Origin of the sequence: Mycobacterium sp. ITM-2016-00317, assembly GCF_002968295.1 — a bacterium.
GTDB lineage: Bacteria > Actinomycetota > Actinomycetes > Mycobacteriales > Mycobacteriaceae > Mycobacterium.
On the sequence record NZ_CP134399.1, the window covers coordinates 1,506,589 to 1,520,559 of the forward strand.

Below are 13,971 nucleotides of genomic sequence, written 5' to 3' on the forward strand. Positions count from 1 at the left end.
GGTGTTGAATGCCGGTCCCTCGGGGTGCCTGCTCTGTTACGTTGCGCTGGAGCGCTCAGCTCGCAACGGGTGGGGGCACCATGTTGAAGCATCATCTGGCACTGCTGGCAGGCGGCGCGGCCGTCCTCGGCGGAGCTGCTCTGTTGCCGTCGATGACACCGGCGCCGGACGTGCGCCTGGTCTCCACCGAGTCGTCGTTCGACGCACCCGCCGGTGAGGTGTGGTGGTGGCTCAACGGTATTGCCCCACAAGGTAAATCGGCTTACCAACGCGCCGGTGAGGTCGTCGCGGCGGCGGCCCGGCCGTCGTACTGCGGGCTGATCTGCAACGGCGTCGACGGCAGCGTGCAGAACCCGGACGGCCAACACGGCGGCCTGCTGTTCGGCAACGGCGGCAACGGCTATTTCGGCGGATCCGGCGGCAACGGCGGCTGGATCAGCGGAAACGGCGGCAATGCCGGCGAGGGTCTGCCCGGCCAGGCCGCCGGTGCCGGCGGCAACGCCGGGCTGTTCGGCAACGGTGGCGCCGGAGGCAACGGGATCTACGGCGGCGCCGGCGGAAAGGGCGGCGACGGCGGCCTGCTGACGGGCAACGGCGGGCGAGGCGGCAACGGCGGAACCGGAATCGAGGGCAACCCCGGCCTGAATCCCGCCCCGACGGGCCCTGCGCGCCGGCGGCGCTGCGGGAGTCGACGGCGGTAACGGCGGCACCGGAGGTAACGGCGGGCCCGGTCACAGCGGCGGCACCGGCGGTCGCGGTGGTGACGCGGCCGGCGACGGAACCGTCACGGCCGGATCGGGCGGCAGCGGCGGAACCGGTGGCACCGGCGCCTCAGGAGGGCAGGGCGGAGCGGGAGGCAACGCGACGTCCACCGACGGCGACGCGTACGGCGGCAATGGCGGTAACGGAGGAGATGGCGGAGCCGGGGAAGGCGGCGGCGACGGCACGAACGGTGGAGCCGGCGGCGACGGCGGTCGCGGTGGACTCCTGTACGGCACTGGCGGATCCGGCGGCCGTGGAGGTGACGGCGGTGTCGGTGGACCCGGCGCCGGCGGCGGCAACGGTGGCGCCGGCGGCACCCCGGGTGACGGAATCCCGGGGTCCGAGGGAAGCGGATCCAGCGGCGAATACGGCGCCGGCGGCAGCGGCGGCGCCGGTGGTGCGGGCGGAGACGGTGGACTCGGCGGCGCCGGTGGAACCGGCGGCAGTGGCGGCCTTCTCGGTGGCGGCAGCGGTCAGAGCGGCGACCCCGGCAATGACGGCGAATCCGGCCAGGACGGTTCGCCCGGCGCCGACGGGTGACACCGTCACGCGTAGCCGAGCGCGCGGTTCTCCGAGGTGATCCTGATACGCAGGATCGCGGCGTTGGCGAGGCTGAACACCACGGCCGTCCACCATGCCGAATGCACCAGCGGTAACGCCGCCACCTCCACGGCGACCGCCGTGTAGTTCGGATGGTGCAGAAGCCGGTACGGGCCTTTCTGCACCAGCTCGGCGTTCGGGATCACGATGAGCCGCGGATTCCAGTGCTTGCCCAGGGTCGCGACACACCACCAGCGCATGGCCGTGCTCGCCGCGACCAGCGCCACCATCGGCCAGCCCAGCCAGGGCAGGAGCGGACGATGCTGGGTGGCTACCTCGACGACGCACGAAACCAGAAGCAGCGCATGCATACTCACCATCGCCGGATAGTGACTGCGACCGAATTCCTTGCCGCCGTGGGCAAACGACCACCGGGCGTTGCGCCGGGACACCACGAGCTCGACGAGCCGTTCGACGGCGATCAGCAGGATGAACAAGTTGTAGGCCATCGTCGGTCCTACCAGCTCAGCAGCAGCAGTTCGAAGCTGAAACCCGGGCCCATGGCCACCATCACGCCGAACGAGCCGGGCGGCGGCGGTGCCTGCGTGGTCCGGTCGAGCACGTCGAGCACCGACGCCGACGAGATGTTTCCGTGCTCGCGCATCGACTCCCAGCTGTGGCGCAGCGCACCTGGCGGCAGGTCGACGACGGACTGGACCGCGTCGAGTACCTTCGGACCACCGGGATGGCACACCCACGTCGCGATGTCGTCGGTGGTCAGGCCGTGATCGTCGAGGAACCGGTGCACCTCGTCGCCGAGATAGTCCCTTGCGATTTCCGGAACCTCGCGGCCCAGCACCAGCTGGAAGCCACTCGAGCCGACGTTCCAGCCCATCACCTCGACGGTGTCGGGGAACAGCCGGCTGCGGGTGGCGACGATCCGCGGTCCCGGTTGCGGAGTCGCCGGACTGCGTTGCGCACCGACCGAAACGACCGCGGCGGCGCCGTCGCCGAACAGACACAGTCCGATCAGTGCGGGGATCGAGGTGTCGTCGGGCTGCAGTGTGAGCGAACACAGCTCGACCGACAGCAGCACCGCGACATGGTCGGGGAAGCCGCGAAGGTAGTCGTGCACCCGGGCCAGGCCGGCCGCACCGGCGACGCAGCCCAGACCGAAGATCGGGATCCGCTTGACGTCGGGCCGCAGGCCCAGCCGGGAGGCCATGCGCGCGTCGAGGGTGGGCACGGCGACCCCGGTGCTCGACACGGTGACGATCACGTCGACCTCGGCGGGGTCGAGGTGAGCCTCGACGAGGGCCGCTCGCACGGCCCGTTCGCCCAGTTCGGTCGCCACCTCCAGGTAGGCGGTGTTGGCCTCGGTGAATCCGTGCAGCGGGTAGCGGGTCAGCGGCAGCGCCAGGTTGCGGTACTCGACACCGCTGGTGCGGGCGAACCGGGTGAATGCGGGGTCGGTGAACTCAGTGAGCTCGCGGGCCACCTCGTCCTGGTCGTATCGATGCTCGGTGAAGGCCAGCGCGGTACCCGCGATGTGCGGGGCGCCGCGGAAGCGGGACGGGATCGGTTGGGTGGGGGCGAGATATGAGGTATCAGTCATGCGGGCCTCAACGGCGCGGAATCCCCGTACTAGTTCACGAAATGCGCCGTCGTGAATTTGTAGACAGAAGGTCGTAATCCGACTTTCCTGGTGGTATAAACGCAGATCAGAGCCACTTTCCTGGGAGCCCATGCAGCAATTTGCCGGCCATTTCCCAGAAACGCCGAAATTGCATTCCACGCGGGATTTCACGCGAAAAAACCCGCCGAGAGGCAATCTCGGCGGGTTTCGTTAGCTCAGCGAATATTGACGCGGTGTACCGATGGGTTGAGCGAACACGGTCCAGTGACATCGCTCACATTGCGATGTCGCGGGGTCGGTTTACGACGCCCGCAGCACCACGACGGGCTCGACGGCCTGAACCGCGGAGCCGGCTTGGACATGGCCCGTCTGTGCCGCGTGCATTCCCGCGTCGACGACCGCGGAGGCGCGCAGCCAGTGCGGAGTAGCGTGCCACCCACACTCACAATGCGCGGTACGGCGGAAGGCGGGGCCCTCGATGTACACCTGCATGTCTTGGAAAGTACCCACCGACACTGAGAGAGAACCAACCCGCGGGCTGAGCTTTGCCTGAGAGGTGGGTTCGCCATCCGGCGTGAGCGCGGTAAAGTTACTGGCGAGTAGCAAGGAGATGATGATGGCTAGTTGGGCCGGAAATCCGTCGTTCGATCTGTTCCAGTTGCCCGAGGAACACCAGGAGCTGCGGTCGGCGATCCGGGCGTTGGCGGAGAAGGAGATCGCTCCGCACGCCGCTGACGTGGACGAGAACTCCCGCTTCCCGCAAGAGGCCCTCGATGCGCTGGTCGCGTCGGGCTTCAACGCGGTGCACGTACCCGAGGAGTTCGGCGGGCAGGGCGCCGACTCGGTGGCGGCGTGCATTGTGATCGAGGAAGTGGCGCGGGTGGACGCGTCGGCGTCGCTGATCCCGGCGGTGAACAAGCTCGGCACCATGGGGCTGATCCTGCGCGGTTCGGACGAACTCAAGAAACAGGTGCTGCCCTCGATCGCCTCGGGTGAGGCGATGGCGTCGTACGCGCTGTCCGAGCGCGAAGCCGGCTCCGATGCGGCCGCCATGCGTACCCGCGCCAAGGCCGACGGCGACGGCTGGGTGCTCAACGGCACCAAGTGCTGGATCACCAACGGGGGCAAGTCGTCCTGGTACACCGTGATGGCGGTGACCGACCCGGACAAGGGCGCCAACGGCATCTCGGCATTCATGGTCCACATCGACGACGAGGGCTTCACGATCGGGCCCAAGGAGCGCAAGCTCGGCATCAAGGGTTCGCCGACCACCGAGCTGTACTTCGAGAACTGCCGCATCCCCGGCGACCGGATCATCGGCGAGCCGGGCACCGGGTTCAAGACCGCGTTGGCCACGCTGGATCACACCCGGCCGACCATCGGCGCGCAGGCCGTCGGCATCGCGCAGGGCGCGTTGGACGCCGCACTCGAATACACCAAGGACCGCAAGCAGTTCGGCAAGTCGATCAGCGATTTCCAGTCGGTGCAGTTCATGCTCGCCGACATGGCGATGAAGGTCGAAGCGGCCCGCCTCATGGTGTACTCCGCGGCGGCCCGCGCCGAGCGCGGTGAGGGAAATCTCGGGTTCATCTCGGCGGCGTCGAAGTGCCTCGCCTCCGATGTGGCCATGGAGGTGACCACCGATGCCGTGCAGCTGTTCGGCGGCGCCGGCTACACCGTCGACTTCCCGGTCGAGCGGATGATGCGCGACGCCAAGATCACCCAGATCTACGAAGGCACCAACCAGATTCAGCGCGTGGTGATGAGCCGCGCCCTGCTGAAGTGACCTGACCGCGGAATAGCGTTCCTGGCTGTGATCGCGGGCCGATCCACAGCCGGGAATGCTATCCCGCAGGCCCCTCCGCGAGGCGCAGGTGGGTGATGTCGCCTGCCGACACCGTCACCGTCGTGCCGTCGGCGTCGATCAGCAGCGGCCGGCGTCGTCGATTCCCGTTGCCACCCCGATGATTTCGGAGTCGCCGGGCAGGATCGCCCGTACCCGGGAGCCGATCGTGGTGCTGACGCCGCGGTAGTCCGCGGCCAGCGCCTCGTCGCCTGCACGCCACCGGCGTAGCTGCGTGCTCATCTCGCGCAGCACGGCGGCCGCCAGCGCGGTGCGGTCGACGGTGTGGCCGAGCATCGACAGCGACACCGCATTCGTGTCGGGCAACTCGTCGGGGGCCAGGCTGACGTTCAGCCCCAGCCCGACGACGATCACCGGCGCGGACACCTCCGCGAGGATCCCGGCCAACTTCCCGGTGTCGACCAGAATGTCGTTGGGCCACTTCACACCTGCGTTCACGCCGTAGGCCTCCCGCAGCACGCGCGCGACCGCCAACCCCGTCAGCAGTGGCAGCCAGCCCCACCGGTCCGGCGCGACGCCGGTGGCGTCCACCCCGACCGACATGGAGATCTGCGAGCGTGGCGGCGCCGACCAGGTGCGGCCGTGCCGGCCCCGTCCCGCGGCCTGGTAGTCGGCCAGCAGCACCGCGCCCGCGATGTCCTCGCCGGCCGCCGCGCGCGCGATCAGATCGGCGTTCGTCGACCCGGTCTCCTCGACCACGTCCACCCGCTGCCACTCGGTGCCCGACAGGGCGGCGCGGAGGTCGTCGACGACTACTGCTGAACGGTGAGGTGCGGACACGGCGTCAGGTTATCGCCGTGCCCGCACCGCGTGGTCACCGGTAGTTGAAGCTCGTTGTGCCGTTTCCGAGGAACGTGACGTAGATGGCGTCCTGCGAGAACGGAACGAAGCCCGTATTGAACAGCGAATCCTCGCTGATGTCAGGCCGATTGGCCCTCGTTGTCCGGTAGGAGTAGATCAAGGTTTCGCCGTCGACGGTGTAGACCTCGATGAGCGTGCCCGGTGGAATCGTCTCATCCGGCCACAGGAAGTCGGGCACTTCGCCGCGAATGCCGCCTGAGTCGAAGGATCCGTCCACGCGTTGCGCCGCCCGGCCGCCGATCTTCACCACCAACGGCATATCAGGTGAGGCATCGAGCGTCAGTCGCGCGGGATACGGGTTCGGCCCCAGGATGACCCGGCGGCGGCGCTCGTCGATCATGATGCCCTCGTTGAGCCGGCCCGGGAGATCGAGCAGCGGGTTGGTGTCCCACCAGTCGGTGGAGGTATTCGCGCCGACGCCGAGGACGCCGACGTAGCCGCCGGCCTTGTTGTACTCGGCGAAGGCGGCCGCGGAGTACAACGCCACGACCTTGACGTCGGTCTCGTCGATGACAAGCCCGTCACCGAAGTCGATGGATGTGCGGTACACGTTGAAGTCGTACTTGAACGACTCGCCGTAGCCGCCCTCGTGAGTTTCCCCGGGCGTGCCGAGGTCCTCCAGCCCGATGTACCGGGGATCGATGACCAGACCGACAGATCCCGTGTCGAGAAGGATCGGAACCCGAGGCCCGCCGTTGACAGACAGATAGATGACGGGTTCTGTCTTGACACTGTTGCCGTGGTACCACATCTGGAGCGGAAGGATGCTGTATACCGCGCCGTTGTCACCGGCCGATTTCACGAGGGCGGCGATATCGCGGGTCGCCGTCCGCGGACCGAACCACCCGACGACAGCGATCAATTTCTCCGCGGAATCCATTGCGTCGCCTGCCCGGATGGGCAGGCGAATGCTGTTCTCCAGCCGAATCCGGGCAATGGCATGGGCGAACGGCCGATCGACGGTCGCTGCGAACTCGTCCTGCAGGCGGGCGTGGTTGGCCATCCAGCGCTCGAGGTTGGTCTGGGCTCCGCCAAGCATCATCTGCGGGACAATTGCTGCCAGACCGGCCAGGATGTTGCCGTCACCCCACGTGGCGTTGTAGAGGTCCCGGCGGGCTTCGGCCAGCTGGTCGAGCGCCAACTGGACGGTGTCGGTATTGGTGTCGTCCCCGTCTTCGTCGGAGTCCTCGTCCTCGTTGGCGTCCTCGTCGTCCTCGTCGACGGTGTCGTCCTCGTTGTCGTCCCCGTCTTCGTCGGAGTCCTCGTCCTCGTTGGCGTCCTCGTCTTCGTCGGAGTCCTCGTCGCTTTCGTCGACGGTGTCGTCCTCGTCGTCCTCGTCGACGGCGACCGAAACCAACGCCCCGGCGTCGAACTCCCGGACGCTGGACGGCACGTGGTGCGGGCCGGACACCGACGTGTCGTCGACGTCCGTGTCGTCGTCCTCCGGCTCGTCGACGGCTTCTTCGGTATCCCCGTCGTCGGCACTGTCGTCGCTGTCGCTGTCGCTGTCGTTGGGACCGTCGTCGTCGCGCTCGGCGCCGTCGTCGTCGGCCTGCGGCTCAGAACGTGATGACGCAACGTCGGTCGACGTGTCGGCGGTGGAGCTCTCGGTGCTGCTCGATCCGGCGTCGTCGGGTGCCGCTTGCGCGACGGCCGGTGCGACGAGCAGGATTCCGGCAGCGATTGCGGGGGAGGCGACGACGGTAGCGGCCCAGCTACTGAAATTCACTGGGGAAGTAGAACATGCGCGGTTTTCCCAGTGTTGACGTCCGCGCAATTTTCGGCGATATCAACCGACAAATCGCGCTAGTGGGAGAGATCGTCCTGCCTGTCAGAGCCATAGTAGGAAAATATCTGCATATGTACCGACATTTGTCCTATCGGCAAACCAACTCAACCGCGGTCGACGTGCGGCAGGGCGTAAACCGGCAAATCGGGACCGGCGGTGTCGCGGTTGGCTTCTCGGTTTGCCACCAGGCGCCGCGCCGTGCGGTTTGGGCCGCTACGGCCGCGGAAGCGTCGCCGTCGTCGGATCGACGGTCTCCAGCGCTTGCGACCGCGCGGCGTGGCCGACCGTCGCCGCGTTGAGCGCATCGAAGCCCCTCACGAACGCGACCATCGCGGCCAGCGCCCACAGGTTGCCGACCGCCCATTCCCACGTTGTCGCTGCCGGCGCCGTAACCAGCCAGTATGCGGCGATGGTGACCAACAGATAGCCGCTGACAATCGCGCACCTGCCCGCAGCGCTGGCCAGCCACCCGGGGTGCCGACGATTGCGCACGTGCCACACCGACAGCACGACGACGATAGCCAGTGCAGTGATGGTCGACCCCACGGGCTGCTCCTTGCCGACGGTGCCCGCGTGGTTCTACACGAGCAGCGATACAAATTTGCCAGATCTGGGGCGGCCGACGCATAGCGAGGGGGCGTGCGAAAGTCGAGAACAGCCTGGTGACCACAAACCCTATGGTCAGCGTTTCCTGCTCGTCAAGAAGGCGTAATAATTGCGACCTTGATACGGGTCGCTCGAGTGCTTCGCTGGATCGTCAACTCTGGGTCGTTATTAGGCTACTGAGGCAGATGTTGCCTTAAGGGACTATCGGGGTCAGTGGCGAATGCGGTTGGTGGCCGGGTCGATGGTCTCGATCCGCGCCGCGGCCCGAGCGTGCTCGGCAGTGACCGCGTTCAGCGCGTTGAAGCCGACGACAAACGACATCACGGCGGCCAGGGCCCACGCATTACCCACGACCCACTCCCAGGTGGTGGCCGCCGGCGCGGTGGTCAGCCAGTATGTGGCCACGGCGACAAGCGGATATCCACAGCAGATGAAGAACCGGCCGTCCGCACTGGCCTGCCAGCCGGCGTGGCGCCGGTTGTACAGATGCCAGACGCTCAACACCACGACGACCGCGACAGCGGCGATGATCGACAACATCGGCAGCCCTCCTAGCGCGAGGCTCCTCTGCTGGCTGAAAGGGCCCGAATTCGCCAAAACCGTCCGGTCCGGTAAGTGAAATTATCCGTGCGGAATCTGTGAACGGGGTGAGGCTACGGAAACAAAATGGTCACAGACTGCTGCGCGTCAGCTTCTCGCTTTGGCGCCGACGCTCGACCTGCGTGGCATCCGGGTTTGCTACTAACACCAGTGACGCGCCCACCGCATACAACGCGAGCAGTTGTTCGATCACGTCGTCGGCCGTTTCCCACCGGGCCGCCGACAACACCCGGTCGGATCCGGTCACGCCCGCAGCGGTAGCCGACGCCCGCGCGGCGGCCAACACGTCGTCCGCCGACCGGCCGTTCAGCGCCGCACCGGGCTGCCGTTCCGGCACGATCTGATCTCCGTGCACGCGCACCGCGGTCGCGTAGTCGGTCAGCCCGACCGGCAGATCGGGCACCGGCTTGCCGAACGGGTCCAGCGACAACACCGCGATCTCACCGGTGCCGACCGCCGCGTCCGCGTCGTCGATCCGGTCCGCCGTGCACAACGCGATGTCCGCCGGCTCGTCGGGCGCCCCGCCGAACACCGCCTCGGCGCCGATCCACCAGATCCCGAACAACACCGCCACGGTCTGCCAGTGCGCCGGCAGCAGCACCGCCACCCGGGTGCCCGGCGTCGCCCCGAGCTCGTCACGCAGCAAATTGCCGGTCTTGGCCGCCCAGTTGGCCAGCGTCGCCGTCGACAGCTCGATGCGCTCGCCGGTGGCGTCGTCGTAGTACGTGATGCGCGGACCGGCCGGGTTCGCAGCCATCAACGGGTCCAGGATCGCCGAACTCAGATTCGGCATATCAGTTGACGCACGCCGGGTCGCTTGAACCCGCGGTCAGGATCGGTGGCGGGGCCGGCACCGCCTCGCCCGCGCCGGTCAGCAATCCCGTGCTCGGGTCGCCGCTCAGCAGCGTCACGTCGCTGCCGTCCAGACCCGCCCCGGGACCGGTGTAATCGGCCGACAGCACCACCCGCACCGTGCCCTGCGGCACGTCCGGGGTCTCGACCACCCGCAACCCGCCCAGCTCCTTGGCCACCGTCTGCGCGCCCAGATCGTCGGTCTGGGCGACCTGCACCTGACTGTCGGTGACCTTGGCGCCGTCGTTGTTGCCGACGCGTCCCTCCTGGAACCCCTTGCCGGACAACACATGTGCGACCGCAGCGGCCAGACCGTTGATGTCGGAGTCGTTGAACACCTCGACCGTGGTCTTGTCGTTGCTGTAGCTCAGCTCCTCGGTCTTGCCCTGCTCCTGCTCGTGCAGCAGGCTCGTCACGAAATCCTTGACCGCCGACGGATCGACGCGCACCACGCTCTGCATGCCGTCGTCGCTCCAGCCCGCCTCTTCGATGATCGGGATGGTGGCGAACGCGACGTTGCCGGCGGCCAGCTTCTGCAGCTGCTCGACGAAATCCATGATGTCCCAACCGTCGGACAGCACCACCGAGCGCTGCACCGCGCTCTGCAGATCGTTCAGCGTGGTCGGGCTCGACAGCGTCTTGCTGGAGATCACCTCGTGCGCCATCGACGCCATCACCGCCTGCTGACGCGCCACCCGGTCCAGGTCGCCGCGCGGCAGGTCGTGGCGCTGACGCACGAAGCTCAGCGCCTGCGTCCCGTTCAGCTTCTGCCAGCCAGCCGGGAAGTCTGCACCCGAAAGCGGTTCGTAGACAGGGTTGTTCAGGCAGACATTGACGCCGCCCAGCGCATCGGTGATCAGCGCGAAGCCGAGCAGGCCGATCTCGGCGTAGTGGTCGACGGTGACGCCGGTCAGATTCGCCACCGTCTTGATCAGCTCCTCGCGGCCGGCCGCGGTGGCCTCGGGCTCGGCCACGGCCGGGTCCTCGCCCTGCTGCTCGACGAGCTGCTTCATCTTCTCCAGATGCACCGAGCCGTAGACACCGTTGATCTTCATCTTCCCGATGCCCGGCGCCTCGACGTAGGAGTCGCGGGGGATCGAGATCGCCGTCGCGGACTCCCCGTTGTTCGGGATGCGGATCAGGATGATCGTGTCGGTGTTGGTCGACACCTCGTTGCCGGCGCGCAGCATCGCGCGCTCCTCGTCGCTCAGCGGGTTGCCGTGCGCGTCGGTGCGGCTGTCGGAGCCGACCAGCAGGATGTCGATCGCGCCGTCGTCGCCGCCCTCACCGAGCGCGATCGGATTGATGTGGTTGATGCCGGCCTCGAACGAGCGGATCTTGCCCCACGCGACACCGGTGCCGAGGACGACAATGACTGCCACGGCCACGGAAATGGCACGGACCAGGTGAGCAGCAGGCATTTGTCCAGGCTACTGGCGAGCAGGCCGCATTCCTTGCAGCCGGAACCGGCGTGCCAAACTCGTGACGTGAGCGGCCGAATCGTCATTTCCGGAGCAGGTGGCCTGGTGGGGCGCGTGTTGGCAGGTCAAGCGCGTGAGTCCGGCCGCGACGTGGTGACCCTCACATCCGCGCAGTGGGACATCACCGACCCCGAACGCACCGGCCAGATCGCCGAGACCGTCCTGCGCGCCGGTGACGTCGTCGTCAACTGCGCCGCATTCACCCAGGTCGACGCCGCCGAAGCCGAACCCGAGCGGGCGCACGCGGTCAACGCCACCGGCGCCGGGAACGTCGCCCGGGCCTGCGCGCGGGCCTGCGCGTCGCTGATCCACCTGTCCACCGACTACGTGTTCAGCGGCACCTTCGACGGCGATCCGCGCCCCTACGACGTCGACGACCCGACCGGCCCGCTGTCGGTCTACGGGCGCACCAAACTCGCCGGTGAGCAGGCGGTTCTCGCCGCGCTGCCCGACGCCCACGTCGTGCGCACCGCGTGGATCTACGAAGGCCGCGACGGCTCCGACTTCGCCGCGGTGATGCGCCGGGCCGCCCTCGGTGACGGAACCGTCGATGTGGTCGCCGACCAGATCGGGTCACCCACCTACGTCGGTGACCTGTGCCAGGCGCTGCTGCAGCTCGCCGCCGGCGGGATCCACGCACCGGTGCTGCACGCCGCCAACGCCGGCGCGGCCAGCCGCTTCGACCAGGCCCAGGCCGTCTTCGCCCTGCTCGGCCAGGACCCGGCCCGGGTGCGGCCGGTCGGCAGTGACCAACATCCCCGCCCGGCTCCGCGACCGGCATATTCGGCGCTGGCCTCGGCGAAGTCGACCGCTGCAGGGCTGACGCCACTGCGCCCGTGGCGTGACGCGTTGGCCGAGGCGCTGGCCCGGTAGTTACTCTCTACGCCGTGGAACCGGTGGTGCATGCGTGAGCGACGAACTGTTTGTCGTGACGGTGACGTACTCGCCCGGTCCGCACCTGGACCGGTTCCTGGCCACCCTGACGCACGCGACCGAGCGTCCGGTGACCGTGATCATCTCGGACAACGGGTCCACCGACGGCGCGCCTGAGGACGCCGTCGAGCGCTACCCGAACGTCAAGCTGTACCGGACCGGCGCCAACGTCGGCTACGGCACCGCGGTCAACCGCGCCGTCGCCGAGTACGGACTGACCTCCGGCTCGGATTTCTTCATCGTCGCCAACCCCGACGTCCAGTGGGGCCCGAACAGCATCGACCTGATGCTCGAGGCGGCGACGCGCTGGCCGCAGGCCGGGTCGCTGGGCCCGCTGATCCGCGACCCCGACGGCACGGTGTACCCGTCGGCGCGGCACCTGCCGTCGGTGATCCGGGGCGGCATGCACGCCGTCGTCGGACCGGTGTGGAAGTCGAACCCGTGGACCGCGGCCTACCGTCAGGACCGCGCCGAACCCAGTGAACGCCCGGTGGGCTGGCTGTCGGGCTCGTGCCTGCTGATGCGCAGCGCGGCCTACGCCGAGATCGCCGGATTCGACGAGCGCTACTTCATGTATATGGAAGACGTCGACCTCGGTGACCGGCTCGGCCGGGCCGGCTGGCAGAACGTGTACGTGCCCTCGGCGGAGGTGCTGCACGCCAAGGGTCACGCCACCGGCCGGGACCCGGCGCGAAATCTCGCCGCCCACCACGTCAGCACCTACACTTTTCTCGCAGATAGGTATCCGAAGTGGTGGCAGGCGCCGCTACGCTGGGCCTTTCGGGGGGCTCTTGGGGCGCGGGCACGTCTGGTCGTGCGCAATTCTCGTCGGAAGACTCGTGGCACGTAGTGGGACACACGGTGGGGAACACGCGAAAGGGCGGCGCTGATGGTCAATCCAGCTGAGGTCGATGCGGTTGTGTTGGTCGGCGGGATGGGCACCCGCCTGCGTCCGCTGACCCTGTCGGCGCCCAAGCCGATGCTGCCGACAGCGGGCCTGCCGTTCCTGACTCATCTCCTGTCGCGGATCGCCGACGCCGGCATCGAACACGTCGTGATGGGCACCTCGTACAAGGCGGGGGTGTTCGAGTCCGAGTTCGGTGACGGCTCCAAGTTCGGGCTGCAGATCGACTACGTCGTCGAGGACGAACCACTGGGCACCGGCGGCGGCATCGCCAACGTCGCCTCCAAGCTGCGCCACGACACCGCCGTGGTGTTCAACGGCGATGTGCTGTCGGGCTGTGACCTCGGCGCGCTGCTGGATTCGCACGCCGCCCGCGACGCCGATGTCACGCTGCATCTGGTGCGTGTCGGCGACCCCCGCGCATTCGGTTGTGTGCCAACCGATCCCGACGGTGTGGTGACCGCGTTCCTGGAGAAGACCCAGGATCCGCCGACCGATCAGATCAACGCCGGCTGCTATGTGTTCAAGCGTTCGGTGATCGACGCGATCCCGAAAGGCCGTCCGCTGTCGGTGGAACGGGAGGTCTTCCCGGGACTGCTGGCCGACGGACTGCGGGTGTGCGGCTACGTCGACGCCACCTACTGGCGTGACATGGGCACGCCGGAGGATTTCGTGCGCGGCTCGGCGGACCTGGTGCGCGGCATCGCGCCGTCGCCCGCGCTGAAGGGCCATCGCGGGGAAAGCCTTGTGCACGACGGGGCTTCGGTCGCGCCGGGCGCACTGCTGATCGGCGGCACGGTCGTCGGGCGGGGCGCCGAGGTCGCAGGCGGAGCCCGGCTCGACGGTGCGGTGATCTTCGACGGGGTGAAAGTCGGTGCCGGAGCGGTGATCGAGCGCTCGATCATCGGGTTCGGCGCGCACGTCGGGCCCAGGGCGCTGATCCGTGACGGCGTGATCGGCGACGGCGCCGACATCGGTGCCCGCTGCGAGCTGTTGCGTGGCGCACGCGTGTGGCCGGGCATCTCGATTCCCGACGGCGGCATCCGCTTCTCGACCGACATCTAGGCGTGCCCGCGGAATAGTTGCCGGCCGCGAACGTGCATTCCCGGTAGTGATTCGAACTTTCGGACTACCGTGAGTGCA

11 protein-coding genes and 2 pseudogenes are annotated in these 13,971 nt (G+C 68.1%); 5 read left to right on the forward strand and 8 right to left on the reverse strand.

What is annotated here, in order from left to right:
* Window positions 1-80 precede the first annotated feature (80 nt).
* A pseudogene (locus C6A87_RS07210) lies at window positions 81-1,302 on the forward strand (hypothetical protein).
* Window positions 1,303-1,307: 5 nt separating this feature from the next.
* On the opposite strand, the gene C6A87_RS07215 reads toward C6A87_RS07210, so the two are convergent.
* Window positions 1,308-1,811 (reverse strand): isoprenylcysteine carboxyl methyltransferase family protein, encoded by a 504-nt coding sequence (locus tag C6A87_RS07215; RefSeq protein WP_311116619.1) that lies wholly within the window; start codon window positions 1,809-1,811, stop codon window positions 1,308-1,310.
* Window positions 1,812-1,819: 8 nt separating this feature from the next.
* Window positions 1,820-2,917, reverse strand: a complete 1,098-nt coding sequence (locus C6A87_RS07220) for a 3-oxoacyl-[acyl-carrier-protein] synthase III C-terminal domain-containing protein (protein ID WP_311116620.1) — start codon at window positions 2,915-2,917, stop codon at window positions 1,820-1,822.
* A 637-nt stretch (window positions 2,918-3,554) separates the two neighbouring features.
* Between C6A87_RS07220 and C6A87_RS07225 the strand changes: the two genes are divergently transcribed.
* Entirely contained in the window at window positions 3,555-4,724 is a 1,170-nt protein-coding gene (locus C6A87_RS07225; RefSeq protein ID WP_311116621.1) for an acyl-CoA dehydrogenase, read from the forward strand.
* A 58-nt stretch (window positions 4,725-4,782) separates the two neighbouring features.
* Here the strand turns inward: C6A87_RS07225 and C6A87_RS07230 are convergent.
* From C6A87_RS07230 to C6A87_RS07255, 6 genes and pseudogenes are all read right to left on the reverse strand, one after another.
* A pseudogene (locus C6A87_RS07230) lies at window positions 4,783-5,582 on the reverse strand (biotin--[acetyl-CoA-carboxylase] ligase).
* A gap of 34 nt (window positions 5,583-5,616) precedes the next feature.
* Window positions 5,617-7,392: a PecA family PE domain-processing aspartic protease gene (locus tag C6A87_RS07235; protein ID WP_311116622.1), complete on the reverse strand. Its 1,776-nt coding sequence runs from the start codon at window positions 7,390-7,392 to the stop codon at window positions 5,617-5,619.
* 273 nt (window positions 7,393-7,665) lie between these two features.
* On the reverse strand, window positions 7,666-7,998 hold the full coding sequence (locus tag C6A87_RS07240) for a hypothetical protein (RefSeq protein WP_311116623.1): 333 nt from the start codon (window positions 7,996-7,998) through the stop codon (window positions 7,666-7,668).
* Window positions 7,999-8,268: 270 nt separating this feature from the next.
* Window positions 8,269-8,598: a hypothetical protein gene (locus C6A87_RS07245; RefSeq protein ID WP_311116624.1), complete on the reverse strand. Its 330-nt coding sequence runs from the start codon at window positions 8,596-8,598 to the stop codon at window positions 8,269-8,271.
* A 130-nt stretch (window positions 8,599-8,728) separates the two neighbouring features.
* Complete coding sequence (locus C6A87_RS07250; RefSeq protein WP_311116625.1) at window positions 8,729-9,451, reverse strand: TIGR03089 family protein; 723 nt, start codon at window positions 9,449-9,451, stop codon at window positions 8,729-8,731.
* Between the two features lies 1 nt (window position 9,452).
* Entirely contained in the window at window positions 9,453-10,931 is a 1,479-nt protein-coding gene (locus C6A87_RS07255) for an LCP family protein (protein ID WP_311116626.1), read from the reverse strand.
* A gap of 66 nt (window positions 10,932-10,997) precedes the next feature.
* On the opposite strand from C6A87_RS07255, the gene rfbD reads away from it, so the two are divergent.
* The 3 genes from rfbD to C6A87_RS07270 are packed head-to-tail and all read left to right on the forward strand — an operon-like array spanning window position 10,998 to window position 13,893.
* Complete coding sequence (gene rfbD / locus C6A87_RS07260; protein ID WP_311116627.1) at window positions 10,998-11,864, forward strand: dTDP-4-dehydrorhamnose reductase; 867 nt, start codon at window positions 10,998-11,000, stop codon at window positions 11,862-11,864.
* A gap of 34 nt (window positions 11,865-11,898) precedes the next feature.
* Window positions 11,899-12,774: a glycosyltransferase family 2 protein gene (locus tag C6A87_RS07265; protein WP_311116628.1), complete on the forward strand. Its 876-nt coding sequence runs from the start codon at window positions 11,899-11,901 to the stop codon at window positions 12,772-12,774.
* 39 nt (window positions 12,775-12,813) lie between these two features.
* On the forward strand, window positions 12,814-13,893 hold the full coding sequence (locus C6A87_RS07270) for an NDP-sugar synthase (RefSeq protein WP_311116629.1): 1,080 nt from the start codon (window positions 12,814-12,816) through the stop codon (window positions 13,891-13,893).
* The last annotated feature ends 78 nt before the right edge of the window (window positions 13,894-13,971 follow it).